This window comes from Arthrobacter senegalensis, from assembly GCF_059091765.1.
Map to the genome: position 1 here is coordinate 322,667 of NZ_JBNHGZ010000001.1, position 23,481 is coordinate 346,147.

Annotated in this window: 23 protein-coding genes; 19 read left to right on the forward strand and 4 right to left on the reverse strand. The window is 68.6% G+C overall.

The genetic code is table 11. The features are described 5' to 3' along the window. The first annotated feature begins 77 nt into the window (after window positions 1-77). The 4 genes from AC5RVG_RS01470 (at window position 78) to AC5RVG_RS01485 (ending at window position 2,459) form a co-directional block, all read left to right on the forward strand. Complete coding sequence (locus AC5RVG_RS01470) at window positions 78-677, forward strand: GDSL-type esterase/lipase family protein (protein WP_494000156.1); 600 nt, start codon at window positions 78-80, stop codon at window positions 675-677. Between the two features lie 196 nt (window positions 678-873). Next, window positions 874-1,698, forward strand: coding sequence for a DUF4097 family beta strand repeat-containing protein (locus AC5RVG_RS01475; RefSeq protein WP_494012453.1), 825 nt, complete (start codon window positions 874-876; stop codon window positions 1,696-1,698). Continuing rightward, window positions 1,698-2,294, forward strand: coding sequence for a PadR family transcriptional regulator (locus AC5RVG_RS01480; protein ID WP_494012454.1), 597 nt, complete (start codon window positions 1,698-1,700; stop codon window positions 2,292-2,294). Before AC5RVG_RS01475 ends, AC5RVG_RS01480 begins: the two co-directional genes overlap by 1 nt. Window positions 2,295-2,384: 90 nt before the next feature. Continuing rightward, complete coding sequence (locus AC5RVG_RS01485; protein WP_369299106.1) at window positions 2,385-2,459, forward strand: 50S ribosomal protein bL37; 75 nt, start codon at window positions 2,385-2,387, stop codon at window positions 2,457-2,459. Window positions 2,460-2,582: 123 nt separating this feature from the next. Here AC5RVG_RS01485 and rsrA read toward each other — a convergent pair whose 3' ends face one another. Together rsrA and AC5RVG_RS01495 are read right to left on the reverse strand one after the other, a co-directional pair. Continuing rightward, window positions 2,583-2,846: a mycothiol system anti-sigma-R factor gene (gene rsrA / locus AC5RVG_RS01490; RefSeq protein ID WP_493979048.1), complete on the reverse strand. Its 264-nt coding sequence runs from the start codon at window positions 2,844-2,846 to the stop codon at window positions 2,583-2,585. Further along, the gene (locus AC5RVG_RS01495; protein ID WP_494012455.1) at window positions 2,843-3,547 is read right to left on the reverse strand and encodes a sigma-70 family RNA polymerase sigma factor; all 705 of its coding nucleotides are present in this window, start codon (window positions 3,545-3,547) and stop codon (window positions 2,843-2,845) included. The genes rsrA and AC5RVG_RS01495 overlap by 4 nt, the downstream gene beginning before the upstream one ends. Before the next feature lie 327 nt (window positions 3,548-3,874). Between AC5RVG_RS01495 and AC5RVG_RS01500 the strand changes: the two genes are divergently transcribed. From AC5RVG_RS01500 to AC5RVG_RS01555, 12 genes are all read left to right on the forward strand, one after another. Continuing rightward, window positions 3,875-4,456, forward strand: a complete 582-nt coding sequence (locus tag AC5RVG_RS01500; RefSeq protein ID WP_494012456.1) for a DoxX family protein — start codon at window positions 3,875-3,877, stop codon at window positions 4,454-4,456. A gap of 5 nt (window positions 4,457-4,461) precedes the next feature. Next, a complete protein-coding gene (gene aroA / locus AC5RVG_RS01505; RefSeq protein WP_494012457.1) occupies window positions 4,462-5,793 on the forward strand; it encodes a 3-phosphoshikimate 1-carboxyvinyltransferase in 1,332 nt (443 codons plus the stop codon). 2 nt (window positions 5,794-5,795) lie between these two features. Further along, window positions 5,796-6,899 carry a ribosome small subunit-dependent GTPase A gene (gene rsgA, locus AC5RVG_RS01510; protein WP_494012458.1) on the forward strand — a complete coding sequence of 368 codons (1,104 nt, stop codon included), beginning with the start codon at window positions 5,796-5,798 and terminating at the stop codon, window positions 6,897-6,899. A 67-nt stretch (window positions 6,900-6,966) separates the two neighbouring features. Then, complete coding sequence (hisN, locus tag AC5RVG_RS01515; protein ID WP_494000163.1) at window positions 6,967-7,851, forward strand: histidinol-phosphatase; 885 nt, start codon at window positions 6,967-6,969, stop codon at window positions 7,849-7,851. 25 nt (window positions 7,852-7,876) lie between these two features. After that, on the forward strand, window positions 7,877-8,635 hold the full coding sequence (locus tag AC5RVG_RS01520; protein ID WP_494012459.1) for a class I SAM-dependent methyltransferase: 759 nt from the start codon (window positions 7,877-7,879) through the stop codon (window positions 8,633-8,635). A 65-nt stretch (window positions 8,636-8,700) separates the two neighbouring features. Beyond that, window positions 8,701-9,609 (forward strand): metal ABC transporter substrate-binding protein, encoded by a 909-nt coding sequence (locus AC5RVG_RS01525; protein WP_494012460.1) that lies wholly within the window; start codon window positions 8,701-8,703, stop codon window positions 9,607-9,609. Next, the gene (locus tag AC5RVG_RS01530) at window positions 9,606-10,385 is read left to right on the forward strand and encodes a metal ABC transporter ATP-binding protein (protein WP_494000166.1); all 780 of its coding nucleotides are present in this window, start codon (window positions 9,606-9,608) and stop codon (window positions 10,383-10,385) included. The genes AC5RVG_RS01525 and AC5RVG_RS01530 overlap by 4 nt, the downstream gene beginning before the upstream one ends. Then, entirely contained in the window at window positions 10,372-11,271 is a 900-nt protein-coding gene (locus AC5RVG_RS01535; protein ID WP_494000167.1) for a metal ABC transporter permease, read from the forward strand. The genes AC5RVG_RS01530 and AC5RVG_RS01535 overlap by 14 nt, the downstream gene beginning before the upstream one ends. A 25-nt stretch (window positions 11,272-11,296) precedes the next feature. After that, window positions 11,297-12,022: a metal-dependent transcriptional regulator gene (locus AC5RVG_RS01540; protein ID WP_494000168.1), complete on the forward strand. Its 726-nt coding sequence runs from the start codon at window positions 11,297-11,299 to the stop codon at window positions 12,020-12,022. Beyond that, on the forward strand, window positions 12,019-12,477 hold the full coding sequence (locus AC5RVG_RS01545) for a fluoride efflux transporter FluC (protein ID WP_494000169.1): 459 nt from the start codon (window positions 12,019-12,021) through the stop codon (window positions 12,475-12,477). Before AC5RVG_RS01540 ends, AC5RVG_RS01545 begins: the two co-directional genes overlap by 4 nt. Further along, window positions 12,474-12,896: a fluoride efflux transporter FluC gene (locus tag AC5RVG_RS01550; protein ID WP_494012461.1), complete on the forward strand. Its 423-nt coding sequence runs from the start codon at window positions 12,474-12,476 to the stop codon at window positions 12,894-12,896. Before AC5RVG_RS01545 ends, AC5RVG_RS01550 begins: the two co-directional genes overlap by 4 nt. Window positions 12,897-13,019: 123 nt before the next feature. After that, entirely contained in the window at window positions 13,020-14,120 is a 1,101-nt protein-coding gene (locus AC5RVG_RS01555) for a carboxylate-amine ligase (protein WP_494000171.1), read from the forward strand. Window positions 14,121-14,139: 19 nt separating this feature from the next. Here the strand turns inward: AC5RVG_RS01555 and AC5RVG_RS01560 are convergent, their stop codons facing one another. Then, window positions 14,140-14,898 (reverse strand): AfsR/SARP family transcriptional regulator, encoded by a 759-nt coding sequence (locus AC5RVG_RS01560; RefSeq protein WP_494012462.1) that lies wholly within the window; start codon window positions 14,896-14,898, stop codon window positions 14,140-14,142. Window positions 14,899-15,252: 354 nt separating this feature from the next. Between AC5RVG_RS01560 and AC5RVG_RS01565 the strand changes: the two genes are divergently transcribed. Both AC5RVG_RS01565 and AC5RVG_RS01570 read left to right on the forward strand, forming a co-directional pair. Further along, window positions 15,253-19,389 (forward strand): Pls/PosA family non-ribosomal peptide synthetase, encoded by a 4,137-nt coding sequence (locus AC5RVG_RS01565; protein ID WP_494012463.1) that lies wholly within the window; start codon window positions 15,253-15,255, stop codon window positions 19,387-19,389. Window positions 19,390-19,478: 89 nt separating this feature from the next. After that, complete coding sequence (locus AC5RVG_RS01570; protein ID WP_494012464.1) at window positions 19,479-19,850, forward strand: hypothetical protein; 372 nt, start codon at window positions 19,479-19,481, stop codon at window positions 19,848-19,850. A gap of 160 nt (window positions 19,851-20,010) precedes the next feature. Here AC5RVG_RS01570 and AC5RVG_RS01575 read toward each other — a convergent pair whose 3' ends face one another. Continuing rightward, complete coding sequence (locus AC5RVG_RS01575; RefSeq protein ID WP_494012465.1) at window positions 20,011-20,649, reverse strand: hypothetical protein; 639 nt, start codon at window positions 20,647-20,649, stop codon at window positions 20,011-20,013. Window positions 20,650-20,941: 292 nt separating this feature from the next. On the opposite strand from AC5RVG_RS01575, the gene AC5RVG_RS01580 reads away from it, so the two are divergent. After that, window positions 20,942-23,422: a S8 family serine peptidase gene (locus AC5RVG_RS01580; RefSeq protein WP_494012466.1), complete on the forward strand. Its 2,481-nt coding sequence runs from the start codon at window positions 20,942-20,944 to the stop codon at window positions 23,420-23,422. The last annotated feature ends 59 nt before the right edge of the window (window positions 23,423-23,481 follow it).

Below are 23,481 nucleotides of genomic sequence, written 5' to 3' on the forward strand. Positions count from 1 at the left end.
CGGGCGGGGTGCCGCAGGGCGCCCCGCCCACTTTTCGTTTAAGCCCGCTTCCCATCCGTCGAACCAGAAAGCTACCCGTGGAGCAACGCAGAATCAGGATCGCCGCCGTGGGTGATCAACTGCTGGCCGGTGTGGGCGACCCGCGCGCCCTCGGCTGGCTCGGCCGCACCTTGGCCCGGACCAACCCGGACCCAGCCACCCTGGAATCCTTCGTGCTGGCCTCGCCCAACGAAGGAACGGAGGAACTGGCCGGCCGCTGGCTGCAGGAAGCCGGACGGCGTTTCGATGACGGCTTCGAAAACCGGCTCGTCATCGGGCTGTCCGGCCGCGATCTCGAGCTCGGACTGTCCACGGCGCGCAGCCGGCTCAACCTCGCGAACATCCTCGACGGAGCGGCGCAGCTGAGCGTCAAGGTCTTCGTCGTCGGCCCGCCGCCGGGACTGGACCCGGACCGCAACATCCAACTGGCCGAGCTGTCCACCGCCTTCGGCGATGTCACCACCCGGCGCAAGCACGTCTTCGTCGACACGTTCACGCCGCTGCTGAACCACGAGCAGTGGCGCACCGACCTGGCCAGCAACGGAGGGGCCCCCGGCCAAGCGGGCTACGGGCTGCTGGCCTGGCTGGTGCTGCACCGCGGGTGGTACCCGTGGCTGGACCTCCCCGAGCCTTTCTGAGCGGGCGCGCAGGAAACGGGCCTGCCGGGCAGGCCCTCAACACCGCCTCGGCGGGACCGGAAACGCTCCGGTCCCGCCATTCCGCTTTAAGGACGCGGTTCCAGCCCTTGCGGTCGCGGCGGTCGCGATATATCGTGTCCTGCATCACAAGATATATCGCGTTTAGAGCGGTTTATCGCCAAAGGCAGGACAGGCCATGAACGATACGTGGAGCATCGACGGTCCCCGGACGATCGACGTCGACGATGTCCGTTCGCTGCGGGCATCCATCGTGAAGGGGCGGCTGGACATCATCGTCCATGAGGAGCCGACGGTCCGCGTGGAGGTCTCCGAGGTCGCCGGATCGCCCCTGGAGATGACCCTGCGCAACGGCACGCTGGAGATCAGCCACGGCAAGGCCGGCGACGGCCCGCTGGGTTTCCTCGCCCGCCGCGTCAATCTGGTGCTTCCCGGAGCCCGGGACGAAGCGGTGATCAGTATTGGCGTTCCCCGGGATCTGCCCGTCAAGGCCGCCACTGTCAGTGGCGACGGCCTGGTGTGTGGCACCGCGGCCGGGGCGGATGTCAGCACGGTCACCGGGTCCATGATGGCGGACGACACCGCCGGCATGCTCACCGTCAATACGGTCAGCGGCGAAATCATCGTCCGCGAGCACAGCGGGAATCTGGTGGCCAAGAGCGTCTCCGGCGAAATCACCGCCTCGGGCTTCCTGGGCCACGTCCGCGCCAGCACGGTCAGCGGCGACCTGGGTTTCGATTTGCACGGCGCCCCGGAGGACTTGGCCGTCAATTCCGTCTCCGGCGACGTTACCGTGCGCGTACCGGAGGAATGCGGGGTGGAGGTGGCTGCTTCCTCGGCCACCGGCAGCATCACGGTGAACGACCAGAAGTTTTTCGGACTCTCCGAGAAGGTGAAAACCCGGATCGGGCCCGAAGGACCCGGGCTCACTATCCGCTCCACCACGGTTTCGGGCACCTTGGCTGTCTTCCACCGGGACATCGCCGGAAGCCAGGTCGGCTGATGACTCCGGTCTTCGCGCACGGCGCCTTGCGGCTCTACCTGCTCGCGCTGGTGGCGGAGGGCGACAAGCATGGTTATGACATCATCCGTGCCCTCAGCGACCGGTTCGGCGGCACCTACTCCCCCAGCGCGGGCACCGTCTACCCCAGGCTGGCCAAACTTGAGGAGGAAGGGCTGGTGATCACCTCCTCCGATGGCCGGCGCACGGTGTACAGCATCACCGACGCCGGGCGGGCGGAGCTGGCTGCCCGCCGGGAAGAGCTGGCCGGAGTCGAAGCCGACATCTCTGCCTCGGTGCGGCGGCTCGCGGACGAACTGCGGGAGGAACTGCGCAGTTCGATGAAGGGGCTGCGGGCCGACCTTGCCGCCTCGGCCGAGGCCGCCCGCACCAACGCCCGGAAGTCGCCTCGGGCGGCCGAGGCCGCCGGGCAGCGCACGGTGAAGGAACTGGAACACCTGCTCAACGATTTCCGCGACGACGTGAGGGTGCGCCTGCGCCGGCGGACCGCGGCTGGCACCGTGGACGAAGTCGCCGTGCAGACCATCAGGACCGTGCTGGAGCAGGCCAAGGCCTCCATCACGGCGGCCCTGCGCTGACCGCTCCGGACCCTTCGCCGGTTAGGAGGTGGGGCAGGCATATGACAGACTGGTGCGCAGTTCTTTTTCGTCCAGCAAAGGAGGCAGCCCATGAGCAAGCGAGCACGCAAGCGCCGCGACCGTAAGCGCGGCGGCGCAAACCACGGCAAGCGCCCCAACACCTAAGCAGTCGCCAACAGCCCGCGCGGCTGAGGCTGCTGAGACAAGAACCCCCGCACCCGGTTTGGGCGGCGGGGGTTCTTTCGTTGTTGCCTGCGCGTTCCCTGCAGCCAGGACGCGGCAGGTCCGTTACACGGTGTCGGTTTCCCTGATGTGGCTGATCCTGTCCAGGATCCGTTCCTTCAGCGTCTGTGGTGCGTGCTCCTGGCAGGAGCGCTTCACCACCGAGCGGATCAGGCACTCCAGGTTGTGTTCTTCGGCGCATTCGGGACAGCTGTCCAGATGCGCCTTGATCTCCGCTAGGTCATCGCGGGAGAGTGCGCCGTCGACGTACTCGTAGATCCGCTGCATCCGGTCGTCTTCGCAGTCGCCCAGTCCGTGGCAGTCGCTCATGTGCCGTTCTCCTGTTGTGTCCCCACCGCCGCCGCGGCGTTTTTCTTGTCCTTGGTGCCTGACATGCCACGTTCGTGCGCATAATCTGCGAGCAGTTCGCGCAGCAATTTGCGTCCCCGGTGCAGGCGGGACATCACGGTGCCGATGGGGGTGTTCATGATTTCCGATATTTCCTTGTACGCGAAGCCCTCCACGTCCGAAAAGTAGACGGCCAGCCGGAATTCCTCCGGGATCGCCTGAAGGGCGTTCTTCACGTCCGAGTCCGGCAGGTGGTCCAGCGCCTCCGCTTCCGCCGAGCGGAGCCCGGAGGAGGTGTGCGCGGCAGCCTGGAACATCTGCCAGTCCTCGACCTGGTCCGTGTTGGACTGCTGCGGCTCGCGCTGCCGCTTCCGGTAGAGGTTGATGTACGTATTGGTCAGGATCCGGTAGAGCCAGGCCTTCAGATTGGTGCCCGGCTTGTACTGGTGGAAGGCCGAAAACGCCTTGGTGTAGGCCTCCTGCACCAGGTCCTCGGCGTCGCTGGGATTGCGTGCCATCCGCATCGCCGCCGAATAGAGCTGGTCCACATACTGCATGGCGTCGCGTTCGAACCGGGCACGGCGCTGGTCGGCGGTTTCCGTCTGGACGTCGACCTGATCCGGCTCCCCCGCCGTGGCGGGGTTGGCGCGGTCCTGGGTGGCGTCCGAATTCTCAGTCGTCATTGGCTCCCAGTCTACGCTGGGCTGCCCTGACGCCGGGGCGGACGCAGCGCCGGCAACCGGGCCTGCGCGGCCCCGTTCGGCAAGCGCTGTAGGCACAGGATCTCCCTCCGTTTCGACACCTTGCCGGCCGGAGACAACGCACCGGCCTTCCTCTCATGGCTAACCGCCGACGAGCCGCAACTATTCCCCGCCGGCCGCGGTAAACGGCCCCGCAAGGTGTGCGGTGCCAACAAAAGTGCCAGACTAGTGTCCAGTGCCACCTTCCCGGGGCCTGGCTCCGGGAAAGGCGCAGATCCTTCGACGCACGCTGACAGCCAGGAGGCTTCCATGTCAATCGTCCGCCTTGCCGCCCGCCCGCTGCTGGCCACAAGCTTTGTAGCTACCGGAATAGACCGTCTGCGCCACACCGACGAAACCGCGGTGTCCCTGCGGCCGCTGGTCCAGCAGACAGAATCCGTCCTTCCCGCGGCTGGCGCCCTGGCCGGGCAGGAGAAGCTGATGGCCCGCGCTATCGGCGCGGCCCAGGTGGGAGCAGGTGTGCTCTTGGGCATGGGCAAGTTCTCGCGGCTCGCGGCTGCCGTACTGGCCGGCACCACAGCCCTCAATACCGTGGTGGATTACCGCGCCGCCGATTCCGCAACGCCGGAAGCCAGGCGCACCCGCCGCAACCAACTCTTGAAGAATCTGTCCTTGATCGGTGCGGTCCTGCTCGCCGCTGTGGATACCAATGGCCGGCCCGGCCTGGTGTGGCGGGCCGAGCACCTTGCCGCTGACGCCCGGCGCAACGTCCGCTCCATCGGCAAAGACGCCCGCCGCAATGCCGGTTCTATCGGCCATGACGCCCGGAAGCAGCTGAAGAAGGCCGAGCGCGCGGTGCGCGAAGCCACGGCGGACGTGGTGGCATCCTGAACGCAATGCCCCACGCTGCCAACCACTGGCCCGCCCCCTTCGCGGAGCGGCCGATCGATGCAACAGTAGAAGTCCCCGCCTCCAAGTCCCTCACCAACCGTTACCTGGTGCTCGCCGCGCTGGCCGACGGCCCCTCCCGGCTGCGCTCCCCGCTGCACTCGCGGGACACCGTTCTGATGGTGGAGGCGCTGCGGTCCCTGGGGGCCGGCATCACGGAGACGGAGGGCGACGGCCGGTTCGGCCCGGACCTGTTGGTGGAACCGATCGACCCGGCGCGCCCGCTGGGCGCTGCCCGCATCGACTGCGGACTGGCAGGCACGGTCATGCGGTTCGTGCCGCCCCTGGCGGCGCTGTGCAGCGGCGCCGTGGAGTTCGACGGCGACCCGGCGGCGCGGCGCCGGCCCATGTCCCCCACCATCGACGCACTGCGCCGGCTGGGCGTGGACGTGGACGTGGACGACCGCGGGCTCGGCAGCCTGCCGTTCCGCGTCACCGGCGCGGGTGAAGTGGCCGGAGGCCACCTGGCGATCGATGCCAGCGCCTCCTCGCAGTTCGTTTCCGCCCTCCTGCTGGTCGGTCCCCGTTTCCGCGACGGACTGCACCTCGAGCACACCGGCGACCGCGTGCCGAGCCTGGACCACATTTCCATGACGGTGCGGCTGCTGCGGGACCTGGGCGTGCGCGTCGACGACTCCACCCCCAACCACTGGGTGGTCTCCCCGGGCCCGATCCGTGCCTTCGATACCCGGATCGAGCAGGATCTTTCCAACGCCGGCCCGTTCCTGGCCGCCGCCCTGGCCACCCGCGGCCGGGTCAGGATCCCCAACTGGCCCACTGCCACCACCCAGGTGGGCGACGCCTGGCGGGACATCCTGCCGCGGCTGGGCGCCACGGTCACGCTGGAGGACGGCACCCTGACCGTCACCGGCGGCGCCTCGATCACCGGCGCCGACCTCGCCGACACCAGCGAGCTGGCGCCGACCGCGGCGGCGCTGTGCGCGTTGGCCGACGGCGAGTCCCGCCTGAGCGGCATTGCCCACCTGCGCGGCCATGAGACGGACCGCTTGGCGGCCCTGGTGGCGGAAATCAACCGGCTGGGCGGCGACGCCGAGGAAACGGAAGACGGTTTGCTCATCCGGCCCAAGCCGCTGCACGGCGGCCTGTTCCATTCCTACGAAGACCACCGCATGGCGACCGCCGGCGCCATCCTCGGGTTGGCCGTGCGCGGCGTGGAGGTCGAGGACATCGGCACCACGGCGAAGACGATGCCCGAGTTCCCGCAGCTGTGGCAGGACATGTTCACCGTTGCCCCGGCGGCCTCGGCCAGCGAGGGCTGACGGTGTCGCGCAGCACCGGCAGCTGGGACGAATCGGATGTGCGCATCCGCCCGAACAAGCGCGGTTCCCGTCCGCGCACCAAGGACCGCCCGGCCCACGAGGATGCGGAGCTCGGGCGGATCGTCACCGTCGACCGCGGCCGCTACACCGCCGTCGTCGATGAAGACACTCCCCGCGAGCGCACCGTCGTCGCGGCCCGGGCCCGCGAGTTGCGCCGCACCCCCGTGGTCACGGGAGACTTCGTGGCACTGGTCGGCGATGTTTCCGGCGAACCCGACAGCCTCGCCCGGCTGGTCCGGGTGGAGGAACGGCGCACCCTGCTGCGCCGCAGCGCCGACGACACCGATCCGGTTGAACGCGCGGTGGTGGCCAATGCCGACCAGCTGGTCATCGTGGTGGCGGCGGCGAACCCCGAACCCCGCACCGGGTTCATCGACCGGGCGCTCGTGGCCGCGTACGACGCCGGGATCCGCCCGCTGCTGTGCGTCACCAAGGCCGACCTGAAGGACCCCGCCGAGCTGCTGTCCAATTACGAGCACCTGGAGCTGCCGGTGATCGTCAGCCGCACCGCCGCTGCCGACGCCCTCGGTGTGGACACCCGCTCCGACGAGGGCCTGTCCGCGCGGCTCGATACCGAGGCCGTGGCCGCGCTGCGCGGTTATCTCGACGGCAAGGTCACCGTCACTCTCGGCCACTCGGGCGTCGGCAAGTCCACCATGGTCAATGCGCTCACCGGGGCCCAGCGCGCCACCGGCGGGGTCAACGCCGTCACCGGGCGCGGCCGGCACACGTCGTCGTCGGCGCTGGCGCTGAAGGTCCAGGACTCGCCCGCCGGCACCTGGATCATCGACACCCCGGGTATCCGTTCCTTCGGTCTGGCCTATGTGGACCCCGACCGGATCTTGTCCGCCTTCCCCGACCTGGAGCCCGGCACCGCCGACTGTCCGCGCGGCTGCAAGCACGACGCCGCCGCCGTGGGCTGCGGGCTGGACCCCTACGTCGCTGACGGCGGGGCCGGCGACGCCGGGGCGGCGAGGCTTGCGTCGCTGCGCCGCCTGCTGGGCGCCGAAGAGCGCCCCGAGGCCAAAGAACTCGGCACCGTCTAAGGGCCGCCGGCCGGGCTGCAGCTCCGCCTCCCGCGTCCGCACTTCACTTACCGATAGGTTGAAACCTATGACCCACGCTTCGCAAAGCTACAACGACGACCTGCGCCTGGCCCATGTGATGGCCGACTCCGTCGACGCGCAGACCATGGCCCGCTTCAAGGCCCTCGACCTGAAGGTGGAGACCAAGCCGGACCTGACGCCGGTCACGGACGCCGACCGCGCCGCCGAAGAGGCAATCCGCGGGCAGCTCTCCCGCTCCCGCCCGCGCGACGCCGTGCTCGGCGAAGAATTCGGCAGCAGCGGCCACGGCGCCCGCCGCTGGATCATCGACCCGATTGACGGCACCAAGAACTTTGTCCGGGGCGTGCCGGTCTGGGCCACCCTGATCGCGTTGGTGGACGAGGGGCAGCCGGTAGTCGGGCTGGTCAGCGCGCCGGCATTGGGCAAGCGCTGGTGGGCCGCCAAGGGAACCGGCGCCTACACGGGACGTTCGCTGGCCACCGCGACCCGGCTCCAGGTCTCCGCCGTGGACCGGCTGGAGAACGCGTCGCTGTCCTACTCCAGCCTGGGCGGCTGGAAGGAACGCGGGAACCTGGACGACTTCCTTGGCCTGACCGAATCCGTCTGGCGCACGCGGGCCTTCGGCGATTTCTGGTCCTACTGCCTGGTGGCCGAGGGCGCCGTGGACATCGCCTGCGAACCGGAACTGAACCTCTACGACATGGCCGCCCTGGTGCCGATCGTGACCGAAGCCGGCGGGCGGTTCAGCTCGCTGGAGGGCGAAGACGGCCCGTTCGGCGGCAACGCGCTGGCCACCAACGGCCTGCTCCACGTCGAGGCCCTGCACCGCCTGAACCCCGAACTGCGCGGACAGCGCCCCGCCGGGTCAGCCGCGGCAGCGTACGACGACGAAGCGGCCGGCAGCATCGAGGCCGCCGGCGAGGGCCGGTAGCACGCCGCCGCACCAGGAGCACCACGTGGCACACAGCGGCCCCCGGATGGACGATGAGCGGCGGCGCGCCTACGCCGACACCTTCCAGCAGGGCGGCGAACACTACGACCGCATCCGTCCCGGCTACCCCGACGACGCCGTCGACTGGCTGCTGCCGGCCGGCGCACGGGATGCCGCCGACGTGGGAGCCGGCACCGGAAAGTACACCGCCGCCCTGGCCGCACGCGGACTGCGGGTGGTTGCGGTGGATCCCTCGGCCGACATGCTCGCGCAGCTGCAGCGGAACCTTCCGGGCGTGGCCACCGTGGTGGGCACCGCCGAGGACACCGGCCTCCCCGACGCCGGCATGGACGTGGTCACCGTGGCCCAGGCCTGGCACTGGACCGATCCGTTGCGGGCGAGCACCGAGGCCGCCCGCATCCTCAAGCCCGGCGGGACCCTGGGCCTGGTGTGGAACCAGTTGGATACCGGCGTGCCGTGGGTGCACCGCCTCTCGCGCATCATGCATGCCGGCGACGTGCTCAAGCCCGGTTTCCGCCCCCGAGTCGGCCCGGAGTTCGACCCGCCGGAAGGGCACGAGACCCGGTGGCGGGACCGGCTCAGCACCGGCGACGTGATGGAGCTGGTCAAAACCCGCAGCTACTACCTGCGCGCGACGGAGGCCACCCGGGCGAAAGTCCTGGGCAACCTCGACTGGTACCTGCACGACCATCTGGGCCACTCCCCCGGGGCAATGATCGACCTGCCCTACCTGACCCATAGCTGGCGGGCCAGGAAGATCTGACCCCGGTCCCCGGACATTTTTCTCCCGCGGTTGTTTTTAGGCTGGCCGTCCTGCAAAATTTAGGCATGCCGAAACTTTGGGCGAGGGGGTTCCTGCTGGCCGTTGCCATCGTGCTGGCGGCGACCGGCTGTGCGGCGCCGCCGCAGTCCGCCGCCGCGTCGGAGCGGCCGCTGGTGCTGACCACGTTCACCGTGCTGGCCGACATGGCCGACACAATCGGCGGCGGCCACGTGGAGGTCGCGTCCATCACCAAGGTCGGCGCGGAGATCCACGGCTACCAGCCCACGCCGTCGGACCTGGTGCGGGCGCAGGACGCGGACCTCATCCTGGACAACGGGCTGGGCCTCGAACGCTGGTTCGCACGCTTCCTGAATGCAGTCCCGGCCCCGCACGTGGTCCTCAGCGACGGCGTGGAGCCGGTGGGCATCACCGCCGGGAATTATGCCGGGAAGCCGAACCCGCACGCGTGGATGTCCCCGAAGGCGGCGAAGGTCTATGTGGACAACATCGTGGACGCCTTCAGCCGCCTGCTGCCCGCACACGCCGCCGACTTTCGCCGCAACGGCGCGGAATACCAACGGGAGCTGGACGTGCTGATGGCCGGCCTGGAGTCGGCCTTCGCCGATCCGTCGGCCGTTCCGGCTTTGGTCAGCTGTGAAGGCGCCTTCTCCTACCTGGCCCGCGACGCCGGGTTGCGTGAGGCCTATCTCTGGCCGGTGAACTCCGATGCCGAGGGCACACCCCGGCAAATCAGGGACGTGATCGGCCAGGTCTCCGAGCACCGGATCCCGGCGGTGTTCTGCGAATCGACCGTCAACCCGGAATCGATGCAGCAGGTCGCCGCCGCCACCGGCGCCCGCCTCATCACGCCGCTGTACGTGGACTCCCTCTCGGGACCGGACGGCCCGGTGCCCACCCACCTGGAGCTGATCCGGCACGACATCTCCCTGATCAAGGAAGGACTGGCCCCGTGAGCACCCCCGACCTCCCGCCCGGCGCCGCCGCCATCTCCGTGCTCGGCCTCACCGTGGCCTACAACGACGTCGTCGCCCTGGACCGCGTCTCCGCCACGGTGGCACCGGGAACCATCTGCGGCCTGATCGGGGTCAACGGCTCCGGGAAGTCCACCCTGTTCAAGTCGCTGATGGGACTCGTCCACCCGGCGTCGGGCACGGTGGAACTGTTTGGGCTGTCGCCCCGGCAGTCGCGGAAGCTGAACCTGGCCAGTTACGTGCCGCAGTCCGAAGACGTCGACTGGACTTTTCCGGTCTCCGTGCGCGACGTCGTGATGATGGGCCGCTACGGCCGGCTCGGACCCATGCGCCGCCCCCGCCGCCGGGACCGCGAGGCGGTCGACGCAGCCCTGGAACGCACCGGCCTAAGCCACCTGCAGCACCGGCAGATCGGCGAACTCTCCGGCGGCCAGCGCAAGCGCGCCTTCGTGGCCCGCGGCATAGCCCAGCACGCCGGCCTGCTGCTGCTCGATGAGCCCTTCGCCGGGGTGGACAAGGCCTCCGAGGCGGTCCTGATCGCCCTGCTGAAGGAACTGCGCGACGAGGGCAGGACGATCCTGATCTCCACCCACGACCTGGCCGGCATCCCGCAGCTGTGCGACGAGGCCATCCTGCTGCACCAGAAAATACTCGCGCACGGCCGGCCCGCAGACGTGCTCACCAACGAAAACCTGGCCCTGGCCTTCGGCTCCGCGCTGGCCGGTCCTGGGGAAGGAACACGCAGTGGAGCTGTTTAACTGGTTGCTGGAACCCCTGCAGTACGGGTTCCTTACCCGCGCCCTGGTGGTAACGCTGGCCGCCTCCGTCGTGTCGGCAGTGCTGTCCTGCTGGCTGATCCTGATGGGTTGGTCGCTGATGGGCGACGCGGTCTCCCACGCGGTGCTCCCCGGCGTCGCCCTGGCATACATCGTCGGGGTGCCGTTCTCGCTGGGCGCCTTCATCTTCGGCGCCGCGGCGGTGGCGCTGATCGGCGGCGTGCGATCCTCCACCCGCCTGAAGGGCGACACCGTGATCGGCGTGGTGTTCACGGCGTTCTTCGCGGCCGGGCTGGCCATCATCTCCAAGACGCCCAGCCAGACCGACCTGCAGCACATCCTCTTCGGCAACGTGCTGGGCGTCAGCGACGGCGAACTGCTGCAGGTGCTCATCCTCGGCGCCGTGGCGCTGTGCGTGCTGCTGTTCAAGCGCCGCGACCTGACGCTGTTCGCCTTCGACCGCATCCACGCCCACGCCATCGGGCTCAGCACCCGCTGGCTGTCGGTGCTGCTGCTCGGGCTGCTGGCGATCACCGTCGTCGTCGGGCTGCAGGCGGTCGGCATCGTGCTGGTGGTGGCCATGCTCATCACGCCGGGGGCGACCGCGTTCCTGCTGACCCGCAGGTTCGATGCCATGCTGGCGATCGCTGCCTCCGTCACCGCCGCCGCCTCGGTCGCCGGCATCTACGCCAGCTACTACCTGGACGTCGCCACCGGCGCGGCGGTGGTCCTGGCCCAGGCCCTGGTCTTCCTCGTGGTCTACCTGGGCGCGCCGCGGACCGGGGTAATCTGGCAGTTGGCCCGGCGCCGCACGGGGCGGGGCTCCCCTGCGCAGCCCGGCTCCGCCGCCGCCAACCTGCCGTCCTGACACGTTCGACGAGAGAGTGAGACGCATGCCCCCGGCCAGGAAAACCGCGCTGAGCAGCGGCTCATCCAGCGTGCAGGACTACGTCAAGGTCATCTACGCCTTCACCGAGTGGCAGGACAAGCCCATCACCTCCTCGCAGCTGGCCGGCCGGCTCGGAGTGGCCAATTCCTCGGTCTCAGAGATGGTACGCAAGCTGGTGGAACTGCAGCTGGTGGACCACCGGCCGTACAGCGCCATCGAACTGACCGACGCCGGCCGCCGGCTGGCCCTGACCATGGTCCGCCGGCACCGGGTCCTGGAGACCTTCCTGGTGCAGGAACTCGGCTATGCCTGGGACGAAGTCCACGACGAAGCCGAGCTGCTCGAACACACCGTCTCCGACATGTTCATCGACCGGATGGCGGCCAAGCTGGGCCACCCGCAGCGCGATCCGCACGGCGACCCCATCCCGGCGGCGGACGGCACCGTCCACGTCCCCAGCGCGGTGCAGCTGGAAGAACTCGACGGCGGACACACCGGCCGGATCACCCGGATCAGCGACGCCGATGCCGACCTCCTGCGCTTCTTCAGCGCCGAGCGGATCGGACTCGACGACCGGGTGGAAGTGGTCGGCCGGCGCCCCTTCGGCGGTGCGCTGGTGGTCCGGTTCGGCCCGGACGGGGCGGGCCGGGAGCTGGACCTGGGCGACCAGGCCGCCGCCGCCCTGTGGGTGCACGGCGATCCGCACCCCGGCTGCCGGCTCGCTTCGTGAGCACGACGCCGCGCGGGCGGCTTCGCATCGCGGCGGCGCCGTCTGCGCTGCCGGGCCCGGGCGCCTGGGCCGCCGTCGCCGTCGGCGGCTTCGCGGGCGCCGAGGCGCGCTACCTGCTGGGCGTCGCCTTCCCCGAAGACGGCTCCATCCCGTGGACCACGCTGGCCATCAACGTGGCCGGCAGCCTGCTGCTGGGCGTCCTCACGGCGCTCTGGACCGAACGTCCCGGCACCGCGTTCTGGCTCCGCGCCGCGCTGGGCCCGGGGCTGCTCGCCTCGTTCACGACGTTCTCCGCCGTTGCGCTGGCCGTCGACCAGTTGGCGGCGCAGGGCCGCCACGCCGACTGGCTGCTGTATCTGGGCCTGTCCCTGGCCGCGGGCCTGGCCGCCGCCGTCGCCGGGCTGCACGCCGGCCGCACGCTGGGCCGCCGGATCACCCGGGCGGCCGCCGCGTGACGGCGCTGCTCGTCGGGCTGTTCGGCGCCGCCGGAGCCCTGCTGCGCTTCGCCGCCGACACCTGGCTCGCCCGCCGGCAGGCAGCCCGCCGGCGGCCGGAGCAGCACTGGCCGTGGGCCACCCTGCTGGTCAATGTCACCGGGTCGTTCATCCTCGGGGTCGTCGCCGGCGGCGTGGTGGGCCAGGAGCCGGGCCTGGCGGAAACGTGGCGCCTGGCCGAGCCCTGGCGACTGGCGCTGGCCAGCGGCCTGGCCGGCGGACTGACCACCTTCAGTTCCTTCACCGTCGCCACGGTTAAGCTGTGGGCAGAGCGGCGGGCGGGCGCCGCCGTCGTCAATCTCGCGGCGAATCTGCTGCTGGGCACCGCCGCCGCGGCGCTCGGGCTCGCGGCAACTGGCCTGACCGTGCCACTGTCCTGAGCAATCCGTGCCCCTCACTAGACGGCTGTCCGGCAGGGTTCGGACGGTCCCGGCCGCGAGCATGACCGCCCGCAGATCGGTTAGGCTCGGCTTGTCTGAGCGTCGGCAGAAGAAAGGTGCCCCATGGCAACTCTGGGAATTGAGGAAGAATACCTGCTGCTGGATCCGGCCACCGGCTTACCCGCCCCGGTGGCGGACAGGGTCGCCGAAAACCTTGAAGGCTCGGTACAAGTAGCCAGGGATGAGATCCAGCGGGAGTTGCTCACTTGCCAGATTGAAACTGCCACCGCGGTCTGCTCCACGCTCACCGAGGCCGAGGAGTCGCTGCTCAACTTCCGCCGCGAGCTCGATACCGCCGCCCGGAAGACCGGCGTGCGCGCGGCGGCCACCGGCACGGCCCCGCGGATCCAGGACGACTACCCCGAGGTCACGGACAAGGAGCGCTACCACCAGCTCAAGGCCAGCGCGAAGGGCATCGTGGCCGACCAGTTCGTCAACGGCCAGCACGTGCATGTGTCCGTCCCCGACAAGGAGGCCGGGGTGCAGGCCTTGAACCGGATCAGGCCGTGGCTGCCGGCGGTGGTGGCGCTGGGCGCCAACTCACCGTACTGGCTGGACCGGGACAGCGGCTTCGGCAGCTGGCGGATCGTCCACTACCGCCGCTGGCCCATCCAGGGCTGCGCGCCGGTCTTCCGCGACGCGGCGGACTACGAGCGCCGGATCCAGCGCCTGGTCGACTCAGGCGTGGTCATCGACCGGGGTGTCATTACGTGGCTGGCACGGCTGTCCGACCGCTACCCCACCCTTGAAGTCCGTGCCGCCGACGTGCAGCTCGAGGCCCAGGACTCCGTGCTGATCGCGGCGGTTGTCCGGGGACTGATCTCCACGGTGCTGACCGATGAGGCTTCCTCCCGGTCCTTCCTGCAGCCCGAGCCGGAGCTTCTGGACGCCGCCGTCTGGCAGGCCGGACGGCAGGGCCTGTCCGACCGGCTGGTGGATCCTGAGTCCGGCGTGCTGCTGCCGGCACGGGATGTGGTGGGCATGCTGCTGCGCTACATCCGGCCCGCACTCGAGGAAGAGGGCGACTCGGCGTGGGTGGATGCCAGCATCGAGCGGCTCTTCGCCACGGGCACCGGCGCCGACCGGCAGCGCAGGGCCATGGAATCCGGCGGGCTGCCGGCGCTGATGGATTTGTACGCCTCGTCCCTGACCGCGGAGCCATAGCCCGCGGCGCACTGGTCCTTCAGGCGGGCGGCCGGCTGCCCGGCCCCGATCTGCCGTCCGCCGCAGCCGGCGGCGCGAGCAGGGGTGCCATGAGGTTCATGATCTTGGCCGAAGGCTCCACCCCATAATCCTTCCGCAGCCGGGAACTGAAGGCCTCGAACGCCCGCAGCGCCTGGGCATAATTGCCCTCGGCGATCTGCGCCTGGAGCAACAGCCGCTGCGCGCTTTCGCGCAGCGGCTCAATGGCGACGGCGATTCCCGCTGCGTCCGTAGCCCGGTCGATCTCACCGCGCTCCAGATACTGGCCGGCGAGGCGTTCCAGGGCCTTCAGCCTCAGCTGCCTCCACCGCTCCTGCTCGGCCATGACCCAATCCTCATACCACCCGGGCAGCAGTTCGGCCGTGCGCAGCAGGTCGAGCAGGGCCGGCCGCTGGCTGACCCCGCGGTCCCCGTCGAGGGCGGCCAGCCGCCGGCGGACTTCGTGAACGTCCACTGTGACGTCCGGAGCGAGTGCCAGCGGATCCCTGCTCTCCTCCAGCAGTCCCGGCAGCTGGTGGGAAATCATCCAGATCGCCTCCCGCAGGCTACCCGCCGCCTGCCTCTCCGAACTGTCCGGCCACAGCAGGCCGGCCAGGAACGCGCGTGGCTCGCTGCCGTGAAGGGCCAGGGCGGCAATCAGGCGCTGCTGCCGGATGGTGACCCTGACGGGAAGTGTTCCCTGGCGAATCTGCCATCCCCCCAGGAGTTGGACCTCCCACGGACGTTCTGTTGCATTCATTTCCGTGCCCTCCCCCAAGGGCATCAAGTAGCCCCCAAGCAACTGCCCCGCTTCTCCCCGATTACAGCTTCCCACCGTGTTCAACGTTGTCAATGCGGCCCTCGTCGGCGGCAGTCAGGCCGGTAACGCCGCCGTAACACCGGACGTCGTCCAATGTCGTCTAGGGGCCCGTCGTCGCACATGGCTAGACCGTCGCACATGGCTCGACGCACTGCCCGGCACGTCGTCGACTCCCGAGGCTAGGAGGACTGCCATGGCGGCACATGTGCACTTCCCCACGCCCGCCCAGGAGACGCACGCCGCCTGCGGCTTCCTGGTACAGGCGGTCCGGCAACGGGGACAGCGGGGAGCGGCATGAGCGCTCCGGCAGGGCGCAGCGCCCGGCGCCGCCTGACCGAGACAGGCCACCGGCCGAAATCTTCCAGCCGCGCCGAGGCTGCCAGCACCATCCTCACCGGCGCCCCCAGCAACGGAAGGGTACGTTGGCACGATGGGGACAGGCTGGAACGGCTCTTCGAGGACCGTTGCGACGAACTGCGGCTCGACGGCGAGGGGGAACGGCTCGCCGTCGACGGCGTTGGGTCGTCGCTGACCTACGATCAGCTCGACGCCCGGGCGAACCAGCTGGCGCGGTACCTGATCTCGCGCGGCACGCGGGCGGGCGACCGGATCGCGCTGCTCTTTGACCAGCCAACCCGGTCCTACACGGCCATTCTGGCGGTCTTGAAGGCCGGTGCCGCATATGTCCCGCTGGACGCCGGATACCCCTCCGACCGTCTGGCCTACATTGTCGAGGATGCCGGCGTGAGGCTTGTCCTGTCGCTGTCCCACCTTCGGGACCGGATGCCCCAAACGGGTGCGACCATCCTCTGCCTCGACGAGGAGGACCCGCTGGTGGCCGCGCAGGATTCCTCGCGCCTGCCCCGGGGAGAACAGGCGGGGCCGCCGGGCGACCTGGCTTACATCATCTACACCTCCGGCTCGACGGGCCGCCCCAAGGGTGTGGCCATCGACCATCCCAGCATCTGCAACTTCGTGCTCGTGGCAGCCGAAGTCTACGGCTATCAGCCGACGGACCGCGTCTACCAAGGGATGACGATCGCCTTCGACTTTTCGGTGGAGGAGATCTGGGTCCCGTGGATGGCCGGTGCAACCCTGGTGCCCAAGCCCGGCGGCGTCAGCCTGCTTGGCATGGAACTGGGCCAGTTCCTGCGGGACCAGCGGGTGAGCGCCATGTGCTGCGTTCCAACGCTGCTGGCCACCCTCGACGAGGACCTGCCCGACCTGCGGTTCCTACTGGTCTCCGGCGAGGCCTGCCCGCGTGACCTCATTACGCGATGGCACCGGCCGGGCCGCAGGTTCCTGAACGTCTACGGCCCAACGGAAGCAACCGTCACTGCGACCTGGGACGCGGTCCATCCGGACAAACCGGTGACCCTGGGCACTCCCCTGCCCACGTACTCGGTGGTGGTCCTCGATCCGGATGAACCGCGAGCGCTGCCACCGGGGGAACTGGGCGAAATCGGAATCGCCGGGATCGGGCTGGCCCGCGGATACATCAACCGTGACGATCTGACCGAGCGGGCCTTTATCCACGACTTCCTTGGCATCGATAACAATCCCTCGGGCCGGATCTACCGCTCGGGCGACCTGGGGCGGTTCACCGAGAGTGGAACCATCGAGTACCACGGCCGGATCGATACGCAGGTCAAAGTCCGTGGTTACCGCATCGAACTTACTGAAATCGAGTCCGTCCTGCTGCAGGTGCCCGGCATCGCCCAGGCGGTAGTGAGCACCTACGAGCCATCCCCCGGACTCGTGGAGCTGGTCGCCTACTACACACTGCGCCAGGACACCGCGGCGGTCGACGAGGCCGACATCGCCGAAAAACTGAGCGAGACCCTGCCCGGCTACATGGTCCCGGCCTACCTCGAACGCTGCACCGAAATCCCCGTCATGCCCAGCGGCAAGGCCGACCGGAAGAAGCTGCCGCAGCCCGGCAAACCCCGGCTCACCGGCGGCACTCACGAGTACAGCGCACCGGCAACGGAGGCGGAGGAGATACTGGCCGGTTGCCTCGCGGGGGTCCTGGGCGTGGAGAAAGTCTCCGCCACGGCACACTTTTTCAACGATCTCGGCGCCAATTCGCTGCTCATGGCCGGTTTTTCGGCCGCCGTCCGGCGCCGGGCTGCGCTGCCGCCGGTGGCCATGCAGGACATCTACCAGCATCCCACTGTCCGCCGGCTCGCCGTCGTCCTCTCGGCTGCCCAGGCCGCGGCCGAGCCGTCGGGAACCCCTGCGGGCCAGACGGAGCCGGCCCTGCGGCCTGCGCCCAGCGCGCTCCGGCACATCTTGTGCGGCGTCGCGCAGTTGATGTTCTTCCTGGGCTACACCACCTACGCTGCCTCTTTGCTCGTCATGTCGTTCGTATGGGTTTCCGATGGAACCGGCTTGATCGACATGTGGCTGCGATCCGTCGGATTCGGCGCCGCGATGTTCCTGATACTGTCCGTCACCCCTATTGTCCTGAAATGGGTTCTGGTCGGCCGCTGGAAGCGTCAGGACATCCCCCTGTGGAGCTGGGCCTACATCCGGTTCTGGGTCGTCAAGACGCTCAATCGGAGCAATCCCCTCGTTCTGTTCGTCGGCTCGCCCCTTTACGTTCTCTACCTCCGGGCGCTTGGGGCAAAAATCGGCAAGGGCGTTGCCATTTTCTCGCGCATGGTGCCGGTGTGCACCGACCTGGTCAGCATCGGCGACGGCACGGTCATTCACAAAAATTCATTCTTCCTCGCCTACCGCGCCCGCAGCGGCGTCATCGAAACGGGCACGGTGACGCTGGGCCGCGATGTCCTGGTGTCGCAAAAGACGACGCTGGACATCGACACGGCCATGGGCGACGGCGCTCAGCTGGGCCATGCGTCTTCGCTGCAAACGGGCCAGGCGGTACCGGACGGTCAGCGCTGGCACGGCTCCCCCGCGGTCCCTACGGCAACGAACTACCTCAGGGTTCCGCCGGTACGCTGCAGCACCCGCCGCAGGGTCATTTTCACCCTGCTGCAGCTTTTCAACCGGCTGGTCCTGGTCGCGCCGGTCGGACTCATCGCCCTGTCAGCGATGCTGCCGCCCTATCTCGACAGCGAACACCTGAAAATGGACAATCCGTTCTTCTACCTCGACACCCTGCTCATCACCCTGACCCTGTTCCTGGCCTCCTTCTTCGGCGGCCTCATCGCGGTCCTGACCATCCCCCGGCTCCTGAACCTCGCTCTCAAGCCGGACAAGGTCTACCCGCTGTACGGCGTGCATTTCACGCTCCAGCGGATGGTTGCCGGGCTGACGAACGTCAAGCTGTACAAGGATGTTTTCGGCGACAGCTCGTACATCGTGCATTACCTGAAGGCACTGGGCTACAACCTCGGCAAGAAGGTGGAGCAGACAGGGTCGAACTTCGGCCCCGAGGTGTCACACGATTCGCCCTACCTGAATACCATCGGATACGGGACCATGGTCTCCGACGGCCTGAACATGATGAACGCCGATTACTCGAGCACCTCGTTCCGGCTGTCCCGTGTCAGGATCGCGGGCCGCAACTTTCTGGGAAACGACCTCACCTTCCCGCTCGAGGCACGGGTTGGCGAGAACGTCTTGCTGGCAACCAAGGTCATGATCCCGATCGACGGCCCGGTCCGGAAAAATACCGGCTTGCTGGGATCCCCTCCGTTCGAGATTCCGCGCTCCGTTCAGCGGGACGGCCGGTTCGATGAGCTGAAGATCGAAGAGGCGAAGAACAGGCGGCTGCCGGCCAAGAACCGCCACAATGTCGCGTCCATGGGAATCTTCCTCGGTGTGCGCTGGTTCCTGTTTTTCTCCGGGACGCTCATCGCCGCAGCCTCCGTAACAATCTACGATGAATTCGGCGCGTTGGCTGTTGCCGTAGGAACGTTGGGCTTCGTCATTTACCTTGTCCTGCTGACCGTCCTCGTCGAGCGCCTGGTGATGGGCTTCCGCAGGTTGAAGCCGCAGTACTGCTCGATCTACGACCCGTACTTCTGGCACCACGAACGTCTGTGGAAGATGCTCGCCACTCCACCCTTCAACGGCACGCCCTTCAAATCACTCGTCTGGAGGATGCTCGGCGTTAAGGTGGGCAAGCGTCTCTACGACGCCGGCTGCAACATCCCCGAGAAAACACTTGTCTCAATCGGCGACGACTGCGCCCTGAACGAAGGCACGGCCCTTCAAGGCCACTCGATGGAAGACGGTACATTCAAGTCGGACTACATCGCGGTGGGGAACCGGTGTTCCTTTGGCGTCGAGTCCTTCGTCAATTACGGCGCCGTGGTGGGCGACGGCGTCTCACTCGAGGCCGACTCGTTGCTCATGAAGGGAGAAGACGTGCCGGAGAACGCCATCTATGCCGGCAACCCGGCCCGCGACACGACGGACACCGCCAGACCCAGGCGGTTGACCGGCGCGGCGCAAGGTTGATGAAGTAAACGGGCGCGGAGCAGTGCGCCCGGCGCGGGCGCACTGCACGAAGTTGCTGCAGCTGGACTCCCGGTCCATGGTGGTAGGTGATGATTACCAGACGCGAAGCAGCCCAGTTCCTCGATATCCCACCGGAGATGGCGAAACGCCACGGAATCCCCTCCCGCATCTCCGAGGAGGAACTCGCCGCGATGGACGCGGACCCACCGGCCTGGCTGGCCCAGTCGCGTGCCAATCGCACGGGCAAGAGGCCTGTCTGGACACCGCTGCGGTGCTTCATTTGCGGCTTTACCGAGTCTGCCCGGCCCAAGAAATGGTGGCCCGAATTCACCTATGTTTACTGCCGGCACCATGATCCCGCGGAGCTGCCCGAGCTGCCCGCGGGATGGGTCCGCAGCGAGTATGACGGCATCGGCACCAGGTTCACCGGAATCGTCGACGTGGCGCTTCCCGGAGACTGACCCCTGGCGACGGGCGCTGCTGGGCTAGAGGCTTAGAAGAAAGCCGAATCGCAAGGCGAGTCGCCGCCGGTCCCTGCGCCGGACTCGGCCGGCTCCCGCCTGCACGCAGAGGGGCGGCCTCCCCGCAGGGAGGCCGCCCCCGATGGCGGAGCCGGCTGAATTACTCGACTTGGCCGACGCCCTTCTCGGCGGCCTTGGCCGTCTTCCACACGGCCTTTCCTTCGGCCTTGGCTGTCTTCCAGTCGGCCTTTCCTTCAGCCTTGACGGCCTTCCAGTCTGCGCTTCCCTCCGCCTTCGCGGACTTCCACGCGGCATCAGCCTCGGCCTTCGCCGATTTCCACGCGGCGTCCGTTTCGGCCTTCACGGCCTGCCAGGCGTGGGTCGGCTCCTCAACCGGAGCCGGGGCCGGCTCTTCCACGACCGGCTCCTCAATGGGGGCCGGTGCAGGCTCTTCCTCCACCGGAGCCGGTTCCTCGACCGGAACCTCCTCTACCGGCTCTTCCCCGGGGACGGGCTCGACGGGCTCTTCACCCTCGTCCGGGGTTGGGGCTTCGTCCTCGACCGGTGCCGGGGCAGCCGGCTCCTCAGCAGGGGTTTCCTCCGCGGGACCGTCCTCGACGACCGGTTCAGCTTCCTCGACCGGGGCCGGCACGATGGTTACGTCCTCGGCCGTGATGGCCACGAACGAATCCTGTGTTTCGTGAGCAGAAGCGGCTCCTGCGCCTCCGGCAGTCACCACGCCTGCGACGAAGACTCCAGCGGCCAGCTGCCGTGCCTTGGTTTTAGCAAACGATGACATGTGTTGCTCCAATCGTTGGGGATGTTGCAACTTAACCGTTACATCCGGCAGCGAGGGGCTTGCAAGCGGAAGCGGTGAATAGCCACCGATTGGCCTAAAGACCAGCTTGAGGTCTTTACAGGCCGGCGGGAGTCCGTCACACTCCGCCACGGCCGGGTGGTGACCGGTTCGAGCTTTGTCAGGGGCTGTACCACCGGGGGATAATCGTTACACTGAACCGCGTGGGCGCAACGTCGCATCCCGTCCGTCCTGCACCAACTTCCCGGGACCCCGCCCGTAAGGATGACACCCCATGCCTTCGCCCCTGCCCCGCCGCTTCCTCGCCGGACTGGCCTCGTTCACCGCCGCCGCTGTCCTCGGCGGAACACTCGCCGCCCTTCCGGCTTCGGCCACCGCTGAGTCCGACCCACCCCGCGCGCCGAGCAAGTACCTCAGCCCCCGGGACGTGCCGACCGACCGATTTATCGTGAAGTTCAAGGACACGCAAGGGGGCAGCCCCACCGGTAGGGGGAAAGCCTACGGGCGTACCGCCAAGAAGCTGGGCGTCAGCGTGAAGGAACTGCGCGGCACCGCCACCGGGGCCCGGGTGATCAGCACCGGCAAGCCCCTCGCCGACTCCGAGGCCAAGGACCTGGTGGCCCTGCTTGAGGCGGATCCGGCCGTCGAATTCGCAGAACCCGATCAGCGGATGCAACCGTCGACGACGCCGAACGACGAGCACTTCGGCCTGCAGTGGGACCTTTTCGAGGAGACGGCCGGGATGCGCGTGCCGGCAGCCTGGGAGGTCAGCCGCGGCGACGGCATCACCGTCGCCGTCGTCGACACGGGCATTACCGATCACAGCGACCTTAACGCCAACGTGCTGCCCGGCTACGACATGATCGCCGACCCGGCCGATGCCCGCGATGGCGACGGCCGAGACCCGGACCCCCGGGATGAAGGCGACTGGTACGACGCCAGTGATTGCGGGTACAACGACTCCTCCTGGCACGGCACGCACGTTGCCGGCACCATCGCCGCCGTCACCGGCAACGGTCAGGGCGTGGCCGGCGTCGCCCCCGGCGCAAAGATCCTTCCCGTCCGCGCACTCGGAGCGTGCGGCGGGTACCTGTCCGACATCGCCGACGCCGTGATCTGGTCGGCAGGAGGCGAAGTCCCAAACGTCACGCCCAATGCCAACCGGGCCCGTGTCATCAACCTGTCGCTCGGCGGCTCCGGGGTGTGCTCCGCCACCTTCCAGACAGCGGTGAACATCGCCGTAAACGCCGGCTCCGCCGTCGTGGTGGCGGCCGGCAACGAGAACCGGGACACTTCCCTGTCCACTCCGGCGAACTGCGGGAACGTCATCACGGTGGCGGCCAGCGGGCGCGAAGGAAACCGCGCCCCGTATTCGAACTTCGGAGCCATGGTCGACGTCACCGCCCCCGGCGGCGACGGGAGCACCGGCGCGGGCAACGGCATCGTCTCCACATACAACCTGGGCGCGACCACCCCGGGCGCCGAGGGCTACTCCTACCTCCAGGGCACGTCGATGGCCGCACCGCACGTCGCCGGCCTGGCCGCCCTCATCCTTGCTGCACGTCCGAATTGGACGCCGGCGCAGGTCGAAGACCAGCTCAAAAGAAAGTCCCGCCCGCTTCCCGGTACGTGTGCCGAAGGGTGCGGTGCCGGGCTTGTCGACGCCACCTCGTCCCTCGACTTCGGCCACCTCCCCTTCGGCCCCCCGAAAATCTCAGGAGTCCTGCGCGTCGGTAACGTCCTGTACGGCACTGAGGGAGACTGGAGACCGGAACCGGTCAGCGTCGCCTACCAGTGGTACCGCAGCGGAAGCCCTGTCCCCGGAGCCACCGGTCGCACATACACCCTGACAGGCGCCGACGCCGGGCATACTTTCACCCTGAAGGTCCACGCGACCATGGACGACGACGCGGCCGTCAGCACTGCCTCCGCCACGACGCCCCCTATCGCCGAAGGCGTTTTGGCCGGGTCCACGCCGGCGATCAGCGGAACCCGCAAGGTCGGCCACGCACTGACCGCGGTCCCGGGCAGCTGGACCGCGGGCACAACCTTTACGTACCAGTGGTACCGGTCCGGGACGGCCATCAGCGGGGCCACCGGAAGCCGTCACCTCCTGACCGCGGCCGACGCCGGGAAACACCTGAGCGTCCGCGTCACCGGCGCCGCCCCGGGCTACACAACCGCTGCCATGACATCCGGTTCCAGCGGGCCCATCGCCTACGGCACCCTCACCGGGGCGGTTCCCACGGTCACCGGCACGAAGAAGGTCGGCCACACGCTGACCGCCAGCGCCGGGACCTGGACCTCGGGCACCACGCTGAAGTACCAGTGGTACCGCGGCACCACGGCGATCTCACGGGCGACGGGCCGCACCTACGTGCTCACCGGCTCCGACGCCGGCAAGCAGATCTCCGTTCGGGTGACCGGATCCAAGAGCGGCTACAACAGCCTGAACCGGTACTCGGCCAAGACGTCTGCGATTGCCAAGGGCACCCTGCGCACGTCCGCACCGGTCATCAAGGGCACGCTGCGGCCGGGCTACACGCTGACCGCGTATCCGGGAACCTGGACGGCGGGCACCACCCTGAAGTTCCAGTGGTACCGCTCCGGCACGGCCATCCGCGGCGCCACCGGCAAGACCTACCGGTTGACCGCCACGGACCGCTTCGACACGATCAGGGCGCGGGTCACCGGGTCCAAGACCGGGTACAACACGGCGAACAGATACTCGCTCTCCACCGCACGCCTTCGATAGCGCCTGCCAGCCCAGACGTGGAAGGATGTCCCAGCCACCGGCGTGCGGCAGGCGGGGCG